20 protein-coding genes are annotated in these 21,381 nt (G+C 64.1%); 8 read left to right on the forward strand and 12 right to left on the reverse strand.

The window, feature by feature from the left end; genetic code table 11:
- Positions 1–20: 20 nt before the first annotated feature.
- Entirely contained in the window at positions 21–797 is a 777-nt protein-coding gene (locus ACLB0R_RS04400) for a GntR family transcriptional regulator (protein ID WP_416642131.1), read from the forward strand.
- A gap of 4 nt (positions 798–801) precedes the next feature.
- Here the strand turns inward: ACLB0R_RS04400 and ACLB0R_RS04405 are convergent, their stop codons facing one another.
- The 6 genes from ACLB0R_RS04405 to ACLB0R_RS04430 all read right to left on the reverse strand — a co-directional run bounded on the left by ACLB0R_RS04405 (position 802) and on the right by ACLB0R_RS04430 (position 6,479).
- Positions 802–1,881 (reverse strand): CaiB/BaiF CoA transferase family protein, encoded by a 1,080-nt coding sequence (locus ACLB0R_RS04405; protein WP_416642132.1) that lies wholly within the window; start codon positions 1,879–1,881, stop codon positions 802–804.
- Entirely contained in the window at positions 1,881–3,071 is a 1,191-nt protein-coding gene (locus ACLB0R_RS04410; protein WP_416642133.1) for a CaiB/BaiF CoA transferase family protein, read from the reverse strand. The genes ACLB0R_RS04405 and ACLB0R_RS04410 overlap by 1 nt, the downstream gene beginning before the upstream one ends.
- Before the next feature lie 133 nt (positions 3,072–3,204).
- The gene (locus ACLB0R_RS04415) at positions 3,205–4,395 is read right to left on the reverse strand and encodes an acyl-CoA dehydrogenase family protein (protein ID WP_434953723.1); all 1,191 of its coding nucleotides are present in this window, start codon (positions 4,393–4,395) and stop codon (positions 3,205–3,207) included.
- Between the two features lie 6 nt (positions 4,396–4,401).
- The gene (locus tag ACLB0R_RS04420; RefSeq protein WP_416642135.1) at positions 4,402–4,911 is read right to left on the reverse strand and encodes a MaoC family dehydratase; all 510 of its coding nucleotides are present in this window, start codon (positions 4,909–4,911) and stop codon (positions 4,402–4,404) included.
- Positions 4,904–5,746, reverse strand: a complete 843-nt coding sequence (locus tag ACLB0R_RS04425) for an HpcH/HpaI aldolase/citrate lyase family protein (RefSeq protein ID WP_416643095.1) — start codon at positions 5,744–5,746, stop codon at positions 4,904–4,906. Before ACLB0R_RS04425 ends, ACLB0R_RS04420 begins: the two co-directional genes overlap by 8 nt.
- A 58-nt stretch (positions 5,747–5,804) precedes the next feature.
- The gene (locus ACLB0R_RS04430; RefSeq protein WP_416642136.1) at positions 5,805–6,479 is read right to left on the reverse strand and encodes a hypothetical protein; all 675 of its coding nucleotides are present in this window, start codon (positions 6,477–6,479) and stop codon (positions 5,805–5,807) included.
- A 124-nt stretch (positions 6,480–6,603) separates the two neighbouring features.
- Between ACLB0R_RS04430 and ACLB0R_RS04435 the strand changes: the two genes are divergently transcribed.
- From ACLB0R_RS04435 to ACLB0R_RS04465, 7 genes are all read left to right on the forward strand, one after another.
- On the forward strand, positions 6,604–9,141 hold the full coding sequence (locus ACLB0R_RS04435) for a TonB-dependent receptor (protein ID WP_416642137.1): 2,538 nt from the start codon (positions 6,604–6,606) through the stop codon (positions 9,139–9,141).
- A 104-nt stretch (positions 9,142–9,245) separates the two neighbouring features.
- Complete coding sequence (locus ACLB0R_RS04440; protein WP_416642138.1) at positions 9,246–10,475, forward strand: MFS transporter; 1,230 nt, start codon at positions 9,246–9,248, stop codon at positions 10,473–10,475.
- On the forward strand, positions 10,459–12,012 hold the full coding sequence (locus ACLB0R_RS04445; RefSeq protein ID WP_416642139.1) for an FAD-binding oxidoreductase: 1,554 nt from the start codon (positions 10,459–10,461) through the stop codon (positions 12,010–12,012). Before ACLB0R_RS04440 ends, ACLB0R_RS04445 begins: the two co-directional genes overlap by 17 nt.
- 115 nt (positions 12,013–12,127) lie before the next feature.
- Positions 12,128–13,174: a nitrilase-related carbon-nitrogen hydrolase gene (locus ACLB0R_RS04450; protein WP_434953724.1), complete on the forward strand. Its 1,047-nt coding sequence runs from the start codon at positions 12,128–12,130 to the stop codon at positions 13,172–13,174.
- Positions 13,171–14,364, forward strand: coding sequence for a class I SAM-dependent methyltransferase (locus ACLB0R_RS04455; RefSeq protein ID WP_416642141.1), 1,194 nt, complete (start codon positions 13,171–13,173; stop codon positions 14,362–14,364). Before ACLB0R_RS04450 ends, ACLB0R_RS04455 begins: the two co-directional genes overlap by 4 nt.
- On the forward strand, positions 14,361–14,717 hold the full coding sequence (locus ACLB0R_RS04460; protein WP_416642142.1) for a hypothetical protein: 357 nt from the start codon (positions 14,361–14,363) through the stop codon (positions 14,715–14,717). Before ACLB0R_RS04455 ends, ACLB0R_RS04460 begins: the two co-directional genes overlap by 4 nt.
- Positions 14,714–15,448 (forward strand): hypothetical protein, encoded by a 735-nt coding sequence (locus ACLB0R_RS04465; RefSeq protein WP_416642143.1) that lies wholly within the window; start codon positions 14,714–14,716, stop codon positions 15,446–15,448. Before ACLB0R_RS04460 ends, ACLB0R_RS04465 begins: the two co-directional genes overlap by 4 nt.
- Before the next feature lie 25 nt (positions 15,449–15,473).
- Here ACLB0R_RS04465 and ACLB0R_RS04470 read toward each other — a convergent pair whose 3' ends face one another.
- The 6 genes from ACLB0R_RS04470 to ACLB0R_RS04495 form a co-directional block, all read right to left on the reverse strand.
- Positions 15,474–16,622 (reverse strand): serine hydrolase domain-containing protein, encoded by a 1,149-nt coding sequence (locus ACLB0R_RS04470; RefSeq protein ID WP_416642144.1) that lies wholly within the window; start codon positions 16,620–16,622, stop codon positions 15,474–15,476.
- Positions 16,623–16,727: 105 nt separating this feature from the next.
- A complete protein-coding gene (locus tag ACLB0R_RS04475; protein ID WP_416642145.1) occupies positions 16,728–17,174 on the reverse strand; it encodes a DUF3598 family protein in 447 nt (148 codons plus the stop codon).
- Positions 17,171–18,589: an aldehyde dehydrogenase family protein gene (locus tag ACLB0R_RS04480; protein ID WP_416642146.1), complete on the reverse strand. Its 1,419-nt coding sequence runs from the start codon at positions 18,587–18,589 to the stop codon at positions 17,171–17,173. The genes ACLB0R_RS04475 and ACLB0R_RS04480 overlap by 4 nt, the downstream gene beginning before the upstream one ends.
- Positions 18,586–19,503, reverse strand: coding sequence for a polysaccharide deacetylase family protein (locus ACLB0R_RS04485; protein ID WP_416642147.1), 918 nt, complete (start codon positions 19,501–19,503; stop codon positions 18,586–18,588). The genes ACLB0R_RS04480 and ACLB0R_RS04485 overlap by 4 nt, the downstream gene beginning before the upstream one ends.
- A 145-nt stretch (positions 19,504–19,648) precedes the next feature.
- Positions 19,649–20,527: a polysaccharide deacetylase family protein gene (locus tag ACLB0R_RS04490; protein ID WP_416642148.1), complete on the reverse strand. Its 879-nt coding sequence runs from the start codon at positions 20,525–20,527 to the stop codon at positions 19,649–19,651.
- Positions 20,528–20,623: 96 nt separating this feature from the next.
- Complete coding sequence (locus ACLB0R_RS04495; RefSeq protein ID WP_416642149.1) at positions 20,624–21,307, reverse strand: isochorismatase family protein; 684 nt, start codon at positions 21,305–21,307, stop codon at positions 20,624–20,626.
- Between the last annotated feature and the right edge of the window lie 74 nt (positions 21,308–21,381).

Consider the following 21,381-nt stretch of genomic DNA (forward strand, 5'->3'; position numbering starts at 1 on the left):
GGCTGCGAAGGAGACGTTGTTTGAACACCGCCACTGCGGCTGCCCGCTTGATCGAGGAGGCACCCGTCGCCCGCAAGCCGCGCTATCTGGAAGTCGCTGAAGATCTGCGCGCGCAGATTGCGGCCGGCGCCTTTCCGCAGGCCGAGCAGTTCCCGACCGAGGCGGTGCTGTGCCGGACCTATGGCGTCAGCCGCTTCACCGTGCGCGAGGCGCTGCGCACCTTGCAGCAGGAGGGCCTGATCCAGCGGCGGCGCGGATCGGGTACCGTCATCCAGCCGGCGGCGGCGCGGGGCGGCGCGCTGCATCAGCCGCTGTCCAACGTCGGCGAAATCCTGCAGTATGCTCGCGACACACACTTCGCCTTTGGCCGCGCCGGCGATGTGCGCCTGCCCAAGAAACTGGTCGTGGAGATTGGCGAAGCGCTCGCCCCGGGGAAATGGCCGCATTTTCGTGGGTTGAGGTCGGGTAGCAATGGCAGCCGCCCGATCGCGGTGACCGATGCTTATGTCCACCCCGACCTGCGCGACATAGCCGACCGCATCGACCCCGCTGCGCAGACGATCTTCCGCCAGATCGAAACGCTCGGCAAAATCCGCATCGCGCAGGTTACGCAGGACATTCAGGCGGTGCCGGCGAGCGCCGATGTGGCAGCCGCGCTCGGCGTCGCGCGGCGCAGCGCTTGCCTCAGGATTTTGCGCTGCTATCTCGACGATACGGGTCGGGTGATCGAAATTTCGGCCAGTCACCACCCCGGCGACCGCTTCGCCTACAGCATGCACATCGAGGTGGAGCGCTAGCGGCTCAGCCATGGCCCAGCTCCGGTGCCGGTCTGGGCTGCCAATCGTTCTCGGCGAAACGGATGGCAGGAGCGATATGGTGTGCGCCCTCCGCCTCGATCAGCAATCGCCGTTCGGCGATATGCGGCGAAGCGAAGGCTTCGCCATAATCGAGCACGGGCGCAAAGGCGACATCGCGATCGGCGAACCAGTCCACCCACTCGTCGCCCGTCCGGGCTGCAAAGGTCGCGCGCAGGAAATCGATCAGCGCGCCTTGCTCGCCAGCAGGAGCATTACCCAGCGGGATCAGGTCGGGGCGGCCCAGCGCCGTCAACAGGTTGGCGACGAATTTCGCCTCGCGCCCGCCCAACACGATGTAGCGGCCGTCGGCGGTGCGATAGACGTTGTAGAACGCCGCGCCGCCCAGGGATCGTTGCGTTGCTGACCGGGGCGCATCACCGCCCATAATCGCGCTGCCCGCGACATGCGCACTCCACGGCAGCAGCGCATCGAACATGGCGATATCGATATGGTCGCCGCGCCCCGTCCGCTCGCGGCCGATCAACGCCATCAGCACGGCCGAAAGCGCGGTCAGCCCCGCCGCCATGTCGGCGCTCGGTACGCCCGGCACCACTGGCGTTCCGTCCGGGCCGTCATTGACCGACAGCGACCCCGCCAGCGCCTGCACCGCCATGTCATGCGCGGGATGATGGGCGAGCGCACCTTGCTGGCCGAACGCACTGATCGAACAATAGACGATCCGCGGATTGCGTTCAGCGACCACCGCATAATCGAACCCCAGCCGCGCCATTACCCCCGGACGAAAGCCCTCGACCAGCACATCGGCCTGATCGATCAGCGCCCACAGCGCTTCCCGTCCGATATCAGTCTTGAGGTCGAGCGCGACGCTGCGCTTGCCGCGATTTAGGTTACGGAACCACACCGACTGTCCTGCCTCGAACGGCTCCATAGCCCGCGCGGGGTCACCTGCCAGAGGCTCAACCTTGTTCACGTCCGCGCCCTGATCGGCCATCATCAGCGTCATCATCGGGCCTGGCAGAAACAGGCTGAGATCGACGACCTTGATGCCGGCAAGCTTGCCCATCAGATCACGCCATCAGCGCGCAGCTCTGCGATCTCCTCGGGCGCAAAACCCGCCTCGGCGAGCACGGCATCGGTATCGGCGCCCAGCTTTGGCGCGGCGCGATTGGGCAGCCGCGCGCCATCGAGCTTGATCGGGTTGGCAAGCACGCGCATGCTCCCCGGCTTGTTGGGATGTTCCACGGTGTCGAGCATGTCGGCGGCACGCGGATTGTCGAGCGCCTGTGCCAGGCCGTGGATCGGTGCAACGGGAACCACGCCGCCCAATTTCGCCACCCAATAATCGGTCGGTTGCTGGAGAAAGATGCCGTCGAGAATGGTGGTCAGGTCGTCGCGATGCTTCAGCCGGTCAGGCACGGTTGCAAAGCGCGGGTCGTCTTTCAGGTGCGCTGCGCCGATCGCGTCGGCGAGCAGTGCCCAGAATTTAGGCAACTGCGCCATCACGAACACCCAGCCGTCGGCGGTGCGGAATGCCTGGCTCGGCGTTACCGACGGGTGTGCCGAACGCGGCGCGCGACCCGTCTCATAGCCCTCGTTCAGGTACCAGAAGGCCGGATAGCTGGTCTGGTGGAGCGCGGCATCGAGCAGCGCCAGGTCGAAATCGCGACCCCTGCCGGTGGCTCTTGCCTCGATCAGCCCGGCGAGCGTCGCGGTCGCCAGCATCGTCCCGGTAATGAAATCGACCATCGACAAGCCAAAGCGCGTCGGCGGGTCATCGGGCGCGCCGGTCATCGCCATGAAGCCCGCTTCGGCCTGCATCAGATAATCATAGCCTGGCCATGACGCGCGCTTTCCGCTGCGGCCATAAGCGGAGGCGTGAACGCAGACGATGGCGGGGTTGATGGCCCCCAGGGTCGCATAGTCGAGGCCAAGCTTGGCCGGCAGATCGCCCCGAGCATTGTTGGTAATGGCGTCGGCAGTCTTGACCAGGCGATGCAGCACCGCGCGCCCTGCCTCGGTCCGGGTGTCGAGCGTCAGCGATCGCTTGTTGAGGTTGAAAGTCTGGTAGAACAGGCTGTCATCGGGCCCAAGATAATAGGGGCCGGACTGGCGCGCGCTGTCGCCGCCTTTGGGCGGTTCGATCTTGATCACCTCGGCGCCGAGTTGGGCAAGAAACATCGTGCCATAGGGGCCCGCGCCATATTGCTCGGCGGACAGAATACGATAGCCGGAGAGGGGGAGCGGGCGATTCATCCGCGGCGCATTTCAGTCGCGGCAAAGCCGCGCCTGTCGTCGAAGCGGCTCAGGCAGCAAGACTGCCTGACCGCCCGTCCGTGCTGGCGCGAGTCCGCGCCCAAGCGGCGCTTGGTCGTGGCCGCGCTGCGCATCACACCGGATTCCGCTTGACCCATTGCTTGGCGACGATCATCCGCTGCATCTCGTTGGTGCCTTCACCGATGCACATCAGCATCGCGTCGCGGTAATAGCGTTCGATCTCATATTCCTTGGAATAGGCATAGCCGCCGAAGATGCGCATGCCTTCCTCGGCATTCTTCACCGCCGCTTCCGACGCGAAATACTTCGCCATGCCGGCTTCCATGTCGCAGCGCTCGCCGCGATCGTAAGCGGCGGCCGCATCGAAGGTGAGCAGGCGGGCAGCGCGCGCGCGCGTCACCATGTCGCCGATTTTGAGCTGGATCGCCTGATGCTCGGCGATCGGCTTGCCCATCGTTTGGCGCAGCTGCGCATATTCGGTGGCCAATCGCAGCGCACCCTCGGATAGCCCTACCCCGCGCGCGGCAACGTTGATGCGGCCAAGCTCGAGCCCGCCGGTCGCCTGGAAGAACCCCTGCCCTTCCACCTCGCCAATCAGGTAATTGGCGGGGATGCGGTAATCGTCGAGGATCAGCTCAGCCGAGTCGATCGACTTGTAGCCCAGCTTCTCGAACTTCTTGCCCGTGGTGAAGCCGTCCTGCTTGGGGGTGAGGAACAGGCTCATCCCCTTATAACGCGGATTGGCCTGCGGGTCGGTCTTGGCCAGCGTCGCAAAGCAGCTGCCCTGGATGCCGTTGGAAATCCACGTCTTGGTGCCGTTGATCACATAGTCATCGCCATCGCGCACCGCCGTCGTGCGGATCGCCTGCAAGTCGGTGCCGGCATTGGGTTCGGTCAGCGCGATGCCGCCGCGGATTTCCGCCCTCGCGAATTTGGGCAGCCAGTTCTGCTTCTGCGCCTCAGTGCCGAAGCGTTCGACTGCCGCCGCCATGATCAAGTGCGAATTGAAGATGCCGGTGATCGCCATCCAATAGGATGAAATATGCGCGACGATCTTGGCGTAAGTGACGGCGGGCAGGCCCAGGCCGCCATATTTCTTGCCGATTGTCGCGCCGAACAGGCCCATCTCGGCCATTTGCGCAACAAGCTCGGCCGGCCAGATGTCGTCATGGTCGTATTTCATTACGACCGGGCGGACTTCCTTGTCCACCCAGCGCGCCACCGCGTCGAGCAGCGCGTCCTCCTCATCGGCGTCGATCGCCGGGGTCTTATGATCCAACGTCAGCGCGGTCGCCATCGTCATATCCTCTTAGTCATCGGCGGGTCCATGGCCGCGTTTCCACACCAGCACGGTGCGCTTGTAGGTGCTGACCACCGTGCCGTCCTGATTCTTGCCGACGGTACGAAAGGTCACGATGCCCTGGTCCGGGCGACTTTTACTCTCGCGTTTGTCGAGCACTTCGCTCTCGGCGTAAAGCGTGTCACCGACGAAAAGGGGATGCGTCATCCGCACTTCGTCCCAGCCCAAATTGGCGATCGCCTTGCCGCTTGTGTCCGACACGCTCATCCCGGTCATCAGCGCGATGGTGAACGGGCTGACGACCAGCGGCTTGCCGAACTCGGTCTTCTTGGAAAATTCATAGTCGAAATGCGCCGGATGGGTGTTCATCGTCAGCAGCGTGAACCACACATTGTCGGCGTCGGTAATCGTGCGTCCCGGCCGGTGCTCATAAACATGGCCGACCACGAATTCCTCGAAATAGCGGCCCTGCACTTCCCGAAAGCGGCCGGGTGCGACCTCTTTGACCCCATCACGCATCGACCAGCTCCCTGGGCTTCGCCATCGCGACGATCCGCTGATACCGCCGGATAATCGGCGCCTCCAGCATGCGGCCATTGTGGCGGATGGCGCGGCCACCGGCGGCTTCGTAAGCGGCGATAGCCGCGCGAGCCTCTGCGACATCGTCGAGCGAGGGGCGCATCGCGGCGTGGATCGCATCGAGTTGCGCCGGGTGAATTGCCGCTTTGGCCTGGAAGCCGATCGCGTGAGAGCGGCGCGATTCCTCAGCCAGGCCGTCGGCATCATCGAGCGCGATCCACGGCACGTCGATCGCCGGCACGCCCGCTTCGGCGCAAGCGAGGATGAACAGCCCCCGCGCCACCGCGAGCGGCTCCCAGGCCAGCGCTACGCCAAGCTCACCGGCGAGATCGCCGCCGCCGAACATCATCGCGACGACGCCGGGTGCCGCGCCGATTTCGTGCGCGAGCCGAAGCCCGCGCGCCGACTCGATTAGCGGGACGAGGTCGGTGCCGAGCAGCGCGCCACGCGCAACCGCAACCTCCGCAGCGGTCTCGACTTTGGGCAACAGCACCATGTCGGGTCGCGCGGACGCGGCGGCCAACGCGGCAAGATCGGCCTTGCCCGCTGCCGTCTCCACCGCGTTGACCCGAATGGCGACGCGCGGGCCGATTGCCGCGATCGCCGCCGCTCGCGCCGCATCCTTCGCGTCGGCCGCCACCGCGTCTTCCAAGTCGATGCACACCATATCAGCGTCGCTCGCCAGCGCCTTGGCAAAGCGCGCCGGTGCCGAGCCGGGCACGAACAGCAAGCTGGTCAGCCCGGTGGCGGGCGAGGATGGTATGGGCCCATGCATCACTTAAATTTGTCCGGACAACTTTGCGGCGTCAAGCGATAATCTGCGCTGCCTCACCTCATCCCGGCTTCACCACCCCGAGCCAAGCAATGACGAACAGCAGCGCATAGACGATGAGCACGAAGATGCGCGTCCTGTCCATGGTCCGGCGCAGCGGTAGCTCGGTCGCGTCGGACGAGCCTTCCGCGATCAACCTGCCGAGCTGCGGCCCCACTGGTTTGAAGGCGACATCGATCAGGATCGCGGCGATGAAGATTAGGCCGAACAGCAGCGCTTTCCAAGCGAGCCACGGCACCGCGATCGGCGCGCCGGTGAGCAGTGAGGTTGCCCCTAGCCACAGATAGAAAGCGGCGATCGCATATTTGACCCACGCCTCGATACGGCGATCGCGCGCGGCGCGTGGGGTCATGTCGTGCAGATGGGCGTCCCACACCAGCGCCAGCCACGCCAACCCCGCTACCCAGGCAAGCCCGACCAACCAGAACGGTAGCGATACCCAGCCCCCTGCCGTCGCCACGCTGAGCGACAAAGGCACCATCAGCGCCCAGGCGGATCGTGGACCCATGTCGACCGCCACCAGCAGCTTCAGCAACGCGAGTCGCTGCTCGAGCGAATAGGCAGTGCGGCGGCGAAAATGCTGGCCGAGGACGAACACCCCGACATCACCGCCAAGCCACAGAACAAACAGCAGCAAATGCGCATAGACCAAGCTGCGATAGGCCATGTCGCTCATGGTGGCACAACCTTTCCATCACGCCGTGCTTGACAGCAACGATGTTACATGAAAATTTGTCCGGACAAATAATAAAATCGCCGCAGGAAACGACCACCGCCGAACTGCGAAGGGGAGACATGAGATGAAGATGGTTTTGCTGGCCGCGACGGCCCTTGGCGCAACGCTTGCAGTCCCCGCGATGGCGGCGGATAAGCCCGCGGATGGCGCCGCCGCTCAGGCCAATGCGCCCGCCGCTGATGATCAGACTGGCATTCAGGACATCGTGGTGACGGCGCAGCGCCGCAGTGAAAGCGCGCAGTCGGTGCCGATCGCGATTTCTGCCTTCTCTGCCGATCAACTGCGCAGCAGCGGTGTTTCGAGCGCACTCGACCTCGGCGCACTGGTCCCCAACCTTATCGCCCAGAACAACACCGGCCTAGGATCGGCCAATGCTTATTATCTGCGCGGTTTGGGTAATACCGAGACGATCGCGACATTCGATCCGCCGGTCGGCACTTATGTCGACGACGTCTACATCGCCCGCCAGAACGCCAACAACCTCAACCTGTTCGACGTCGAGCGGGTGGAAGTTCTCCGCGGTCCGCAGGGCACGCTGTTCGGTCGCAACACGACGGGCGGCGCGGTCAATGTCATCCTACGCGCGCCAGGCAAGGAATTGGGCGGCTATGCCGAGGCGGGCTACGGCAGCTACAACAAAAAGCTGGTGCGCGGATCGATCGATGTGCCGCTGGCGGATACCTTCCAAGCCAAGGTCTCGGGCTATTGGCAGAAGGATGACGGGTACACCATCGACAATGTCACCAATCAGCGGTTGAACGATGACGACGGCTGGGGCGTCCGCCTGGGGCTCCACGGCGATCTGTCGCCAAATGCGCGATGGAATGCAGGTTATGCCTATATCGTGGCGGATGGCGAGAATATCCTGAATTTCCTGTGTGATCCCGCCAATCCGACCAACTGCAACGGCCGCTTCTCCTCGACCGGGTTGAGCAAGGTGCCCGGTGCCGCCAATTTCGGCGCGTTGGGCGTGACCGGGCGCAAGGCCAATTTCGGCCTGGGCAATCACACCGTGAGCAACATCGTAACGTCGAACCTGGCAATCGACGTGGCGCCGGCCACGACGCTCTCTTTGATCACCGGCTATGTCAATCAAACCCAGCAATATGCGCTGGACTTTTATGACGGCCGCTCGGGCCCGACCCTGGCCAATCCATTCCCGGCAGTACGCGGGCTGGCGCGGGGCGGCTTCACCATCCTGAACGACGGTCATAGCGAGCAGTTCAGCCAGGAAGTGAAGCTGAACGGCAAGCTCGGCGGCAATTTGATCGATTACGTCGCGGGCTTCTATTATTTCAACGAGAACAACACGACCGATTTTGCCGATGTGTTCGCCAACTTCTTGCTCCTCGGCGACCGCACGCTGAAAAACAACACCGACGCCTTTGCCGGCTATGCCCAGGCCGACCTCAACGTCACGCACAAACTGAAGTTGACGGCGGGCATCCGCTATACCGACGAAACCAAGACGCTGCATTATGAGGATCATCGCACGTCGTGCAACGTCGCGACCCCGGCGATCACGTGTCTGCTTGACCAGAATTTCTTCGTGCCCGCCAACGGCACGACGGTGCCGACGAATGCGCCGATTCCGCTCAAGCTCAAGACCAAGCAATGGACGCCGCGTTTCGCCGTTGATTACAAGGTCAATGACGACGTGCTGCTCTATGCAAGCGCCACACGTGGCTTCAAATCGGGCGGGTGGAATGCACGCGGCTACAACCCGCAATCGGTGCTGCCGTTCAACCCGGAAAAAGTTTGGAGCTATGAAGGCGGTATCAAGTCGGAATGGCTCAACCACCATGTCCGCGCCAACATCACGGTGTTCCACGAAGACGTGAAGGATCTGCAGACGCCGTCGGCAATCGTCAATCCGACAACCGGCGCGACCAGTTTCGTTACGCGCAACTTCGCCGATTATGCGAATACCGGTGTGGAAGCCGAGTTGGACTTCGTGCCGACCCGGGGGCTCAACCTCTACGTCAATGTCGGGTACCAGAGCGACCATTATGTCGTGAACTACAATGCGCCCGCCTATGACCAATATGGCGTGCAGTCGGTTGCCGCGCAGCTGGCGTCGTGCAAGGCGCAATTGGCGGCGGGCCAGGTCCCGGGGTCGCCCAACACCGCGCCTGCCGGCACGCCCGCCAACAATGCACCGGCGTGCGGCGCAGGCATCGTGACAGCACAGGGCACCATCGCCAGCCCCGTGCGCACGCCCGATTGGACGCTGACGCTCGGCGGTAGTTACGACGCACCGATCGGCCACGGCCTGTCGCTGACCCCATCGGTGAACGCCAATTACCATAGTGACCAGCAAGTCGGCACGGCGAACTACACGATCTACACCGGCAGCATCACCGGGCCGAATGGGACCTTTGCCTACAACCCCAATTCGGGCAATTACGTGCTCGGCTCGTTCAGCAAGGCAGCGTGGATCGTCAATGCCGGGCTGGCGCTGAACGGGGCCAACAAGAAGTGGCAGCTGTCGGTTCAGTGCACCAACTGCTTAGACCAGGCCTATGTCCAGTCGGCGCTGAGCAACACGACCTACTACAACCAGCCGCGGATGTGGATGATCCGCGCGCGCTACGCCTTTTAAGCCGGACAGAAGAAATCGGGGCGGCCGCTTTACCCTGCCGCCCCGATTTGCAAGCATCGCACGCGCATTGCTGCCTGCCCTTGGCCATGAGGAGCGTCGCCTAGGTGAGTGAATTCCGTAAAGGCTGGCGTGCCCTGACCGCGGCGTTGATCGGCACTGCCTGTGGCGCGTCGCCCTTGCCGTTCAATGTGCTGCCGCTGGTGATGGGCCCCATTCACCAGCAATATGGTTGGGATTTCGCGGCGATTGCCGGCGGGGTGACGATCTTCGGCATCATGGCCTCGCTGCTGGCGCCGCTATTCGGTGCGCTGACGGATCGCTATGGCGTGCGGCGCGTAGCGATTTTGTCGCTGGTGGCGTTCATCATCGTCTTTGCGAGCTTCTGGTTCGTGCCAGGCACCGAAGGCGGCTGGTTCCTCTTCTGGGCAGCCTTGGGCTTGATCGGCATTGGCTCGACGCCGGTAACGTGGAGCCGTGCCGTCGCGATGTGGTTTTCGGCCAATCGCGGCCTGGCGCTGGGGATCATGCTGATCGGCACGTCGATCGCAGCGATCGTGGTGCCCAAGGTGGCGGTGGCAGCGATCGCGGCGGGCGGGTGGCGGCTCGCCTTTCCGGTGGTGTCGCTGTTTCCGCTGCTGATTGCCTTGCCCATCACGCTCGCCTGGTTCCGCGAGCCACGGCCCGAGGAGCGGCCCGCCAGCGTCGCCGATGCCAGCGGGCGCCTGATCGGCCTGACCATCGGCGAGGCAATGCGCAGCTATCGTTTCTGGGTGCTGCTCGTCTCGATCCTGCTCATCGCGCTCGCTTATGGCGGCGCGCATATCCACATGGCGCAGATCGTCGCCCTGCACGGCTTCACCCCCGATGACGCAGCGAGTGTGCTTGGCGTGGTCGCCCTCGGCATTTTGGCGGGGCGAGTGCTGGTAGGGTTGCTGTTCGATCGCATCTGGGCACCGGCAGTGGCGTTTCCGGCGATGCTGTTGCCGGCGATCGCCGCCTATCTGCTGATGGGACACAGCGCTGCGCTCGGCACGGTGATGGCGGGTGGTTTCCTGCTCGGCTTTGCGGCGGGTGCGGAAAGCGATGTCATCGCTTTCTTGGCCGCGCGCTATTTCGGCATGGCGAGCTACGGCGCGATCTACGGCGCGCTCTACATGCCGTTCGGCATTGGCAGCGCGATTTCGCCCATCCTGTACGGCATCGTCCGCGACCGGACGGGCAATTATGACGCAATGCTGATGGCAGCGATGATCATGTTCGCGGCAGGCGGTGCGCTGTTGCTGCTGCTCGGCCGTTATCCGGTTCTGGAGGCACGATATGGCGACGCTGGCTGACGCTCCGATCCTTGATCGACTGGTTGCCGCCGTCGGGCCGGACGCCGTGCTGAGTGATCCGGCGTCGCTCGCGCTTTATGGGCAGGACGTGTTTTCGATCGGTGCCGCGCCGGTGGCGGTGCTTCGCCCCGGCGACATCGACACGCTTTCGGCCGGGATCAAGGCCGCTGCCTGTGCCGGACTGGCCATCGTGCCGCGCGGCGGCGGCATGAGCTATACCAGCGGCTATCTCGCTGATGCTCCCGGCGCGCTTGTTGTCGACATGGCGGCAATGGACCGCATTCTCGACATCGACGAAACCGACATGGCGGTCACGGTCGAGGCCGGATGCAGCTGGGCAGCGCTGTACGCAGCGCTCCATCCCAGGGGCCTGCGCGCGCCGTTATGGGGGACGCTGTCGGGCGCCAACGCGACGATAGGCGGCGGAATGAGCCAGAACGGCGTATTCTGGGGTGCGCGCAATGGGTCGATCGCGCCGACGGCGATGAGCTTTGACGTGGTGCTGGCGGACGGCAGTATCGTCCGCACCGGCAGCGATGTGCTGCGCCCGTTTGGCCCCGATATAACCGGGCTGTTCGCCGCCGATTGCGGTGCGTTCGGCATCAAGGCGCACGTCACACTACCGCTGGTGCGCGAGGCAGCGGCATTCGCTTATGGCAGCTTCGCCTTTGACGCGCCGGCCCAGTTCAGTTCGGCGATGAGCGAAATCGCCAGGGCGGGGCTTGCGAGCGATAGCTTCGGCTTTGATCCGTTCCTGCAGGCGCAACGCATGAAGCGCGACAGTCTGGCGTCCGACGCCAAGGCGTTGATGGGCATGATGAAAGCACAAGGCGGCTTCTGGAAGGGACTGAAGGAGGGTGCCAAGGTCGTCGCCGCCGGTCGGTCGTTCCTCGACGACGCGACCTTCTCGATCCATACCATCGCCGAAGGGCGCAACCAGGCGGCCGCCGATGCCGACATGGCCGCGATTCGCCAGATCGCGGTGCAGCATGGCGGGCGCGAGGTAGAGAACACCATCCCCAAGGTGCTGCGCGCCAATCCCTTCCCGCCAGTCAATTCGATGCTGGGGCCGAGCGGAGAACGCTGGGTGCCGGTGCACGGCATCGTCCGCCATAGCCAGGCGCTCGCGACGATCGAGGCGATCATCGCGCTCTACGACGCCCATGCCGCCGAGATGGAGCGGCTGGGCGTCGGCGCAGGCTATATGTTCCTGACCGTGGGGACGACGGGCTTCTTGATCGAGCCGGTCTTCTATTGGCCCGATGCTCAGGGCGCGCTGCACAAGGCGAGCGTCGAGGCAGCGCATCTCGCCAAGCTCAATGATTTCCCACCCAATGCGGAGGCGCGCGCGCTGGTGGAGACGTTGCGGGCGGAGGTCGTCGCCATTTTCGGGCGCATGGAGGCGATCCATTTCCAGATCGGCCGCACCTATCCGGTCAAGGAGCGGAGCGATCCGGGCGCATGGTCGATCCTGGAGGCGGTGAAAGCGGCGGTCGACCCCGAGCGGCGAATGAATCCGGGAGTGCTGGGGTTGTGAGTGCGGAAGTATGTTATCTCTCAACCGCTTCCCCGGCGAAGGCCGGGGCCCAGTTGCGGGCGGTTGGCAGCTGGACCCCGGCCTTCGCCGGGGAAGTGCGGCAGATTGACGCATGGTGACGACCACCCAAGCCCCCTACGCCGCCGTCGCGATGCAACTCACCGCGCAGTCGGTGGAGCGCTGCGCCGACCGCGCGGAGGCTTCCGCGCAGATGCTCTCAATGATCGAGGCGCTCGGCCCAAAGCTGCGCGCCGCCACGATCTTCATTCAGCAATATGCCGGAACCCCCGTGCGCCTCGCGGTGCTGCCCGAATATCTGCTCACCAGCTATCCCGGCCGCATCAGCATTACCGATTTCGCCGCCAAGGCCGCGCTGGATGTCGATGGGCCGGAATATGCAGCGCTCGGCCAGATTGCCGCGCAGCAGAACCTGTTCCTCGCGGTCAACGCCTATGAGCGCGACGTCCACTTTCCCGGGCTATATTTCCAAGCCAGCGTCATCCTCACCCCATCGGGTGACGCGGTGCTGCGCTATCGCCGCCTTAACTCCATGTTCGCGCCGACGCCGCATGATGTGTGGTCGAAATATCTGGGTATCTATGGCCTCGATGGCGTGTTCCCGGTCGCCCGCACCGAGATCGGCAATCTCGCCGCGATCGCGTCCGAGGAAATCCTCTATCCCGAAATCGCCCGCGCCCATGCACTGCGCGGGGCTGAGGTGTTCATCCACAGCTCGTCTGAAATCGGCTCGCCACTCGCGACCCCCAAGGTGATCGCCAAGCGCGCGCGCGCGTTCGAGAACATTGCCTATGTCGTCAGCGCCAACACCGCTGGGATCAGCGGCACCGCGCTGCCGCTTGCGTCGGCCGATGGCAATTCGATGGTCGTCGATTACAAGGGGCAGGTGCTTGCCGAAAGCACGTCGGGCGAGACCTTCACCGCTTTTGCCGATATCGACCTTGCTGCCCTGCGCGCCCAGCGCCGCAAGCCCGGCATGACCAACCAGCTCGCCCGCCAGCGGCTTGAGTTGTTCGCCGCGACCTATGCCGGATCGGTCCAGCCCGCGAACAGCCTGAGCGATGGACAAATCCCCGATCGCGACCATTTTATCCGCACCCACGAAGCGGTGATCGAACGCCTCTCCAAGGATGGCCTGATATGAAACACGATGTCGCCCCACCCTACACCGCCGGCGCCCGCCACGCGGTGTTTCCCGAGCCGAGCCATGACGAGGCGGCGCGATTCGATTTCCTCGCCAATTTCAACAAATACATGGCCACCACGCTCGGCCCCGGCAACAAGCGCGCCTACGACACGCAAGTGCTGCCCGCCTTTGTGAAAGAGTATGGCCGCGAGCCCGCCGACCGGTTCGAGATCCGCCGGGCAATGAACAAGAACCCCTGGCACCGTTTCTGGTCGGCGTTGAAGCGTAACTCGATGGAAATGCGCCAGCATAATGGCCGCCAGATGGTGCTGCGCCAATTGGACGAGCTCGATGCCAAGGCGCGCCAGTTCAACGAGGGTCGCGACACGCTGAAGCTCGATCCCAGCATTGCGGTGCCACGCTACCAGCAGGCGGTCGACATCCACTGCATGCCCGGCAGCTATCATGGCGAGGAGCGGCCGGGCGATGTGTCGGCGGGTGCCAATTACGACTGCGGGATTTTCGCGACCACGGCGGGTGGCCTGGGCGCGCTGAGCGACGGCGGCGGACAGGCGCTGGTCGACTGGATCAAGCGCGAGCGGCCGGGCTGGACACCCCGGCGCATCCTCGATCTGGGCAGCACGATTGGCCACAATATCGTGCCGCTGGCGCTTGCCTTCCCCGAGACCGAAGTCATCGCAATCGACACCGCCGCGCCCAGCCTGCGCTACGGCCATGCCCGCGCACAGGCGCTGGGTGCGCGCAACATCACGTTCCGGCAGATGAATGCCGAGGACATGGCGGCCTTCCCCGACGGCCATTTCGACTGGGTGCAGACGACGATGTATCTGCACGAGCTTTCCGGCACCGCACTGCCGCGCATCATCCGGGAGGGCTACCGCGTGCTTGGCGAGGGTGGGCTGATGTTCCACCTCGAACAGCCGCAATATTCCGACGCGATGCCGCTCTACGAGCAGTTCATCCGCGACTGGGATGCGTTCAACAACAATGAGCCCTTCTGGTCGGCGATGCATGCGCTGGACTTGAAGCAAATCATGGTCGAGGCAGGATTCTCTCCTGACGCGATTTTCGAGACCGGGGTCCGCGCGGTCGTGGACGAGACCATCTTCCCCGCCGCCAAGGAAGGTGATGGCGAGGATCATGGTCGTGCCGCCTATTGGCATGCCTATGGGGCCTGGAAGGCGTGAGCGATCTTGACTGGATCGCCCTTGCCGCCAAGCGCGCCAAGGGCAAGCGGCCGGACTATTTCGACGATCCGGCGATCGACCGCATCCTGTCGATCGTGATGGCGCTGGTCGCCGAAGTGTCGGTGCTGAAGCAGCGCCAGGACACGGTCGAGCGGCTGCTGGAGGCGAAGGGCACGATCAGCCGCGCCGATATCGAAGGCTTCGTGCCCGACAAGGACGCCGCATATGAGCGCGGGGTCGAGACCAAGGCATACATTGCTCGCATTATGCGCGGCGTTCAGCAGGCGATGGAAGCGATGGCCGTTAACGAAAAACCGGTCGAGGATGTGAGCAAGGAGCTGCGCGAGCTATGACCATGCCGCACCGGACCGTCCGCGGCCGCATCCGCTATACCTCGAAAAAGCCCGAGCTGCTCGACCAGGAGCGCGGCCGCGAATGGTTCGCCTTTACGCACCATGGCGACGGATCGGTGGTGATGCGCGCCCAATGCGAGATCGAGGAGCCCGATCCGACCGTCCTGCGCGAGGTGGTGTTGAGCCTCGATCCCCAGGGCCGCGCGCGCAACCTGCACGTCCATCTGACTGTCGGCGATGCGTTCATGGGCTCAGGCTGGTTCAACCTGACGCACCACGAGGGCGGCGGCGGGCTAATCGAGTGCGAAAGCTATGGCCCCTCGATCGGCCGCCTCTCACAGCGAGTAGATTTCACCGGCAAGCTAGACGGCTTCGGCACCCACCCGATTGTCGGCGACGGCTATCTCACCCGCTGCATGGACGTGACGAAAGGCCCGCACCGCCGCACCATCTGCGTCTATGTGCCTAGCCCCGATCATCGCGGCGCCACGCCACCGATGGCAGCCGAGGTCAGGATCGACCTGGAATATCTCGGCGACGAAACCGTCACCGTCGCGGCAGGAACCTTCGCCTGCCGCAAGTTCGCGTTCATCGATGAAGGCGCAATGGGCGGCAAACAGCACCCGCCCTATGAAATGTGGGTGACGGCTGACGACGACGCGGTGTTCGTCCAGGGCGGCGTCGGCGGGTATATGCAGACCTGGTATGAGCTGGTGGAGTTGGTGCGGTAGCGTTCCGCCGTTGCATCGCCCGCGGTCAATAAGCCGGAAGGCCAGGATATTCCCAGCGATAGGGAACGCCAGTCTCGCCCAGAACCGCCCGGACCAGCAACGGAAAGGCGCGTTCGGCACGTACGTCGTTCGACAGGATGAGCACGCAGCGCTCACGCCGCTGAAGGCAAACCAGCGTATTTGCGGTGATGTCGTCGTGCCCGCCCTTGTACCAGCCAGGTCCCTGCGGGCCGGTAAAGGCGATGACGCCCAGCGCGGCCTTGGCGGCCGGGCGCTCGCTCGGCGGGGCGTCGGGGAGCAGCGTCGGAAATTGCTGTCGTATCGTGATCGCCAGCGTGCCTGTCGTGAACACCCGTCGCGCTTTGGCCGACAAGCCGTAGCCGCGGACCATGGCGGCGCTCATCTTGGCAAGGTCGCTTATGGTCGTGTCCATCGACCCAGCGGCACGGACGCGGCTGCGCTGATCGTGCGTATGCGAGGTACCAGCGTCGTCCCACCCGTCGGCCAGATTCGACGCGAAGCGTTCCTGCCAGTGCAGGCTGGTGCGGCGCATGCCGAGCGGTTTGAAGAAGCGGCGCTTGAGTGTGTCCTCGAGGTCGATCCCCAAGCCGCGTTCGAGACCGAACTGCAGCAGCATCATGCCCTCCCCCGAATAGGCATAGCGCGTCCCTGGCGCGAAATGGATGTGTAGCCGTCGATCTGGCTCCAGGAAGGCGAAGTTGGCAAAGCCAGTTGGATGCGTCAGCGTCATGCGCGGCGTGATGAGGCGCCAGCGTGGGTCGTCCTCGAGATCACCCCAATGTCCGTAAGCGTCGATATTGCCGTAAGAGGGCAGCGGCTGCGGCAGAAGCGCTGCGATCGGCCGATCGATATCGAGCCGCTTCTCTCCGGCAAGCTGCGCCGCCAGATAACCGACGATCGCCTTTGTCAGCGAGGCACCGTACATCACGGTGTCGGCGGTGAGCGGCCGACCCGCCGCATCTCGTTCGCCAAAGGTCCTGACTGACGTAACGCGGCCGCCCTCGATAACCGCGATGGCAAGCCCGCGAGCCCCCGTCGCACTCATTGCCGACCGCGCGCCGGCGTCGATCGGGTCGGCACCGCTCGACGCGAGCAGCAATGGCATAACGGCAAGCAGCAAGATGCTTTTAAGCCGACCAACCAGGTGTTTCATCGGTCCCTCTCTTGCCACCAAAGCTCTGTCGAAAAGCGGCGCGATGCAACAGAGAAGCAGCCAGAGATCAAAATCGGTTACAGCGTGTATCGCGGCTGGGCGAGATCAGCCGACCCGCCACTCATCGCACAGCGTCCGCCGCGTCGGCACGCCGTGCTCGAACCATTGCCACGTCCGCGCGCGGGTGTTGCCGTCGTCGGACAAGTGGATGATCTCGACGAAATGCACGCCCGGTTCGTCTTTGCGGTCGAGGCGCAGCATCACCGATCCGCTATGCGTTTCCCAGCCGTAGCCGACGAATCGATCCGTATCCCAATGCAGCATGCCGTCGCGGAACACACCGCCAAAGCTGCGCTCGACGACGCGGCCATCGCCCCAGGTCAGGCGGTTGGATTGGACATAGGCAAACTCGCCATCCGCCGGAAATTCGCAGCGCGTCCAGGTGCGGTGGCGGTCGATCAGCGATCCGTCGCGGGCGAGGTGGGTGTAGATGCCGTCCCACTCGCCCGCGTGGCGCAGCATGTTGGGCATGGCTTCGGCAAAACGCGTCATTGCTGAGCATCCTCCGCATAGGCCTGGATAGGGAGCGCCGTGCCGGTCTGGCGGAGCAGCGCCTGTTTGCGGAAAAAGCGCAGCAAGCCCTGCTCGCCCATCCGCGAGGGTCCCATGCCGCTCATCCCGAAGCTCGATTTCTCGGCATCCCAGACCATTGAGGTTAGCGCGCCGTCGTTGATCGAGACCGCGCCAGCGGCGAGGCGGACGGCCACGGCTTCCGCTTCTTCGGCCGAGCCGGCAAGGACCGCGGCAGAAAGGCCAAACTCCCCATCATTGGCGAGCGCGACGGCCTGGTCGACCGTAACGAACGCAGTGACGGGAATCACCGGGCCGAAGGTTTCCTCGCGCATCACGGCCATATCGGGGGTGACGTCGCTCAGCACCGTGGGCCGCAAGTAAAGCCCGCCGCCGATTGTTTCGACCGTGCCGCCCGCCAGCACCCGCGCGCCGCGCGCGACTGCATCGTCGATCTGCGCCTGGACGATCGCTGCCTGCTTCTCGAAAATGAACGGCCCGATGTCGCCGGTGGCGATGTCATTCGCATTGAGCCGCACTGCCTTGGCTCCTTCGACCAGCGCAGCGAGCAATGGCTCGGCGATTTGCTGCGCAACATAAACGCGCTCGATCGATTGGCAGGCCTGCCCCGTATTGACGATCGACGCTCGTAGCGCGACTTGCGCCGCCCAGGCAGGATCGGCGCTCGCAAGCACGATCATCGGGTCCTTGCCGCCCAGTTCCAGACTGGCCGGAATGAAGGCAGCAGCCGCAGCGATAGCGACCTTGCGCCCGGTCCCGACGGAGCCGGTGAAGGCGATGTAATCCACCGCCTCGATCAGCGCCGCCCCCGTCGCGCCATCGCCTTCGATGATGGCGAGTGGCACTTCCGGCACCTCGGCGAGCGCGGCGGCGAGCGGGCGGATGAAGCGCGGCGTGACCTCGCTCGGCTTGACGATCACTGCGCATCCTGCCGAGAGCGCAGGGATCGCGTCGATCAGCGCAAGGGTAAGCGGGAAGTTCCACGGGCTGATCACGCCGACCAGCGGATAGGGCACAAGGCGGGTGCTGATCTCAATGCCGGGTGTTGCGCCTGGCCGGGGCTCGCCGGTGGCACCGGCGATCAGTCCCGGTGCGATGTCTGCCCAGCGATTGAGGGTGCGGATCGTGCCATCGACTTCGATCCACGAAATCGCACGGCGGCCGGTGTCGGTGGTGAGGGCTTCGCCGATCGGCGCATTGCGGCGGGCGATCACGTCGGCCAGCGCGCGGAGCGATTGAGCCCGTGCTTCGGGCGTGCGCGCTGCCCACACGGCCTGGCGCGCACGTAATTCGCTGGCAATCTGCCCGATGGCATCGGCGTCGAGCGGCATTATCTTGTAATCGAGCACGCCGGTGCGGGGGTTGCGGACCTTCATTGTTGGGCTTCCCAGCAATCGACGATCTCGCCGCCGGTTGCGGTCCAGACCTCGGCGCGTCCGACCATATCGCCCAACAAATCTTCCAACGCGCCGATCCGATAGGGCAGCCCCATGATGTACGGGGTCAGGTGGAGGGGGAGCATCCGCCCGCCCGCTTCGCGCTCGGCTTCCGCGACCAGCCAGTCGAACGCATCGTGGATTTGCTGCGCATAGCTGTCCGCAGATTGCTGCTGGACAGTGATGATCTGGCGGTCGGAAAGCTCGTGGCTGAGCGGCAGGTTTATCAAGCCATTGGTAAAACGATAGGGCAGTTCGTCATTCACCCAGTCGCAGCAATAGGTGATACCCGCTTCCTTGAGCAGGCGCGGCGTATTCCAACTTTGCGAGTGCGCGATTGACAGCCAGCCCCTGGGGCGCGTGCCGGTCGCGCGTTCCAGCGCGTGGAGCGAAGCCGCGATCAGCGCGCGTTCCTCATCCTCCGGCAAGCCTGTGGCGATCGTGCCGTTCATGTCGGTCGAATGCGCGATGATCTCGTGCCCCGCGCGCGTGATCTCGGCGACCAGTTCCGCATAGCGCTCGGCAATCGCAGCATTGGTCGTAAAGCTCGCGCGCGCACCGGCCTTCGCAAACGCCTCGAGCAATCGATACACCCCCACCCGGTTGCCATAATCGCGCGCGGTGTAATGGCGGTAGTCGGGATAAGCGGTCTGCATATGCCCCGGCGCGCGGAACGGCGTGTCGCTGGGGATGATGGGGAACCATTCGAGGCTGACGCAGAGCCACAGCGCGACCGATTTGTCGCCGGGCCAGCGGATGGGGGGACGGTCCCGTAGCGCGGACCAGGGGTAAAGCTCATGGTCGTAGCCGTGACGGCGTTTCGGATAATCGAGATAGGCGGGGTCGAGGGTCATTCAAATCCTCCCCTGCAAGGGGAGGTGGCAGGCGCGTCAGCGCCTAACGGAGGGGTATTCGCCCCATCGATAGCGCCATACCCCTCCACCAGCCTTCGGCTGGTCCCCCTTCCCTTGCAGGGGCGGATTTGATCCGCTCCGATCATCACTGCTGCCCCCGCCAAGCATCGACAATCTCGCCGGCGCGCGCGATCCAGGCCCGTCCATCGGCGGCGATATGCTGCAGCGCGCGTTCAAATGGACCGATGCGGTGCGGCTGGCCGATGAGATACGCATGCAACGGAATGCACATCACCGTGCCCGATCGCTCCCCCTCCGCCGCCAGCCGCTCATACTGGCGGATCAGCGTGTCGGCATAGTCGCGCGGCGACATATTATAGACGAAGAAGCCATAATGGTCGTTGACCTCAAGGCTATAGGGAATCGAGGCGAGGCGGCCGCGCGCGACCTTCACCTCCTGCACCTGGTCGTCGTGATAGAGGTCGCAGGTATAATCGAGCCCATACTCGGCGATCAGGTCGAGCGTGCGCGGGGTGTGCGTCAATGCGGGCGCGAGCCAGCCGCGGATCGTCTGCCCTGTCGCCTCGCGCACGGTGCGGATCGAATCCTCAATGATCGCGCGCTCTTGGCGTTCGTCCATGCCATAGGCGTAGCGGGTGTTGTAAATGCCGTGGCTGAAAAACTCCCAGCCACGCGCATTGGCATCGGCGACCACTTCCGGGTGATGCTGGCAGAGCGCGACCGACAAGCTGACCGACCCCGGGAAGCCGTGCTTGGTCATCACATCGGCCATGCGCCAATGGCTGACGCGGTTCGAATGGTCGCGGTGACTGTAGCCGACGACATCGGGATGCGGCCGCGTCCACGCCTTGCGCTGCGGGTGAGCGGGTGGATCGATTTCGTAATATTCGAGATTGGGCGCGACCCAGACGGCAACGGTCTTGCCCTCGGGCCAGGTGATTTTTGGCCGGGCGTTGTAGGGGGCGAAGTTGTACAGGTCGGGATCGGGAGCGTTTTCACGCATGGCTAACCGCCGCAATCGCCGTCACCCCAGCAGAAGCTGGAATCGCTCTCAATCGCAGCGATGCCAGCTTTCGCTGGCATGACGGCATGGGGACCATCACCGCGCTTCCAGCCAGTCGATCACCGCCTGCACCGGCTCGACATCGGCATATTTCAGCTGGAGGTCGGTCAGATTGGCGAAGTGATAGCTCTCATGCTTGTCGGCGCAGGTCTCGATGGGGACGATGGTGCGATATCCATGCGACAAAGCGTCAACCGCCGTTGCGCGCACGCAGCCGCTGGTGGAGCCGCCCGTCACCACCACCGTGTCGACCTTGTGCCAGATGAGATAGCTCGCCAGCGGCGTCTCGAAGAACGCGCTCGGCATGCGCTTGGTATATTGCAGGTCGTCCGGCGTGATGTCGCAGCGATCGTCGAACGCGTGGCGCTCGCTGCCATATTTGATGTTCTGGAGCGAATCGGGCGTATCGGTGCGCGTGCCCCACACGCCTGCATCGCCGGCATCAGCCTTGTACGCCACGCGGGTCCAGATAACGGGCATGCCCCTTGACCTTGCGAGCGCCGAAATACGGTTCACATAGTCGATCTGATGCGGATCGGTTTCATAGGCGGTCACGAACTTGTCGATGCGAGTATAAGCCTGCTGGAAATCGACATTGACGATCGCAAGCTTGCTGCCAAAGCCGAATTTCTTGCGCGCGGGATTGGCCATCACGGCCTCGAAAATCTCGCGCGCCGTGCGACTATCCGAGACCATTTTCGTGCCGATCAACGCCGCCATTGCCGCTCCTTTCCGATGAAATGATAGTGTAATCGATAAAAGGGCTTGTCGAGTCAAATTTGTCCGGACAAATT

The sequence above is a fragment of the Sphingomonas sp. GlSt437 genome (assembly GCF_048015635.2).
GTDB lineage: Bacteria > Pseudomonadota > Alphaproteobacteria > Sphingomonadales > Sphingomonadaceae > Sphingomonas.

Bases quoted from the DNA above. Each gene is read 5' to 3' on its own strand.
- ACLB0R_RS04405 (WP_416642132.1), bottom strand. From the start codon at position 1,881: ATGGGCAAGCTTGCCGGCATCAAGGTCGTCGATCTCAGCCTGTTTCTG.
- ACLB0R_RS04410 (WP_416642133.1), bottom strand. From the start codon at position 3,071: ATGAATCGCCCGCTCCCCCTCTCCGGCTATCGTATTCTGTCCGCCGAG.
- ACLB0R_RS04415 (WP_434953723.1), bottom strand. From the start codon at position 4,395: ATGACGATGGCGACCGCGCTGACGTTGGATCATAAGACCCCGGCGATC.
- ACLB0R_RS04420 (WP_416642135.1), bottom strand. From the start codon at position 4,911: ATGCGTGATGGGGTCAAAGAGGTCGCACCCGGCCGCTTTCGGGAAGTG.
- ACLB0R_RS04425 (WP_416643095.1), bottom strand. From the start codon at position 5,746: ATGCATGGGCCCATACCATCCTCGCCCGCCACCGGGCTGACCAGCTTG.
- ACLB0R_RS04430 (WP_416642136.1), bottom strand. From the start codon at position 6,479: ATGAGCGACATGGCCTATCGCAGCTTGGTCTATGCGCATTTGCTGCTG.
- ACLB0R_RS04435 (WP_416642137.1), top strand. From the start codon at position 6,604: ATGAAGATGGTTTTGCTGGCCGCGACGGCCCTTGGCGCAACGCTTGCA.
- ACLB0R_RS04445 (WP_416642139.1), top strand. From the start codon at position 10,459: ATGGCGACGCTGGCTGACGCTCCGATCCTTGATCGACTGGTTGCCGCC.
- ACLB0R_RS04455 (WP_416642141.1), top strand. From the start codon at position 13,171: ATGAAACACGATGTCGCCCCACCCTACACCGCCGGCGCCCGCCACGCG.
- ACLB0R_RS04465 (WP_416642143.1), top strand. From the start codon at position 14,714: ATGACCATGCCGCACCGGACCGTCCGCGGCCGCATCCGCTATACCTCG.
- ACLB0R_RS04470 (WP_416642144.1), bottom strand. From the start codon at position 16,622: ATGAAACACCTGGTTGGTCGGCTTAAAAGCATCTTGCTGCTTGCCGTT.
- ACLB0R_RS04475 (WP_416642145.1), bottom strand. From the start codon at position 17,174: ATGACGCGTTTTGCCGAAGCCATGCCCAACATGCTGCGCCACGCGGGC.
- ACLB0R_RS04480 (WP_416642146.1), bottom strand. From the start codon at position 18,589: ATGAAGGTCCGCAACCCCCGCACCGGCGTGCTCGATTACAAGATAATG.
- ACLB0R_RS04485 (WP_416642147.1), bottom strand. From the start codon at position 19,503: ATGACCCTCGACCCCGCCTATCTCGATTATCCGAAACGCCGTCACGGC.
- ACLB0R_RS04490 (WP_416642148.1), bottom strand. From the start codon at position 20,527: ATGCGTGAAAACGCTCCCGATCCCGACCTGTACAACTTCGCCCCCTAC.
- ACLB0R_RS04495 (WP_416642149.1), bottom strand. From the start codon at position 21,307: ATGGCGGCGTTGATCGGCACGAAAATGGTCTCGGATAGTCGCACGGCG.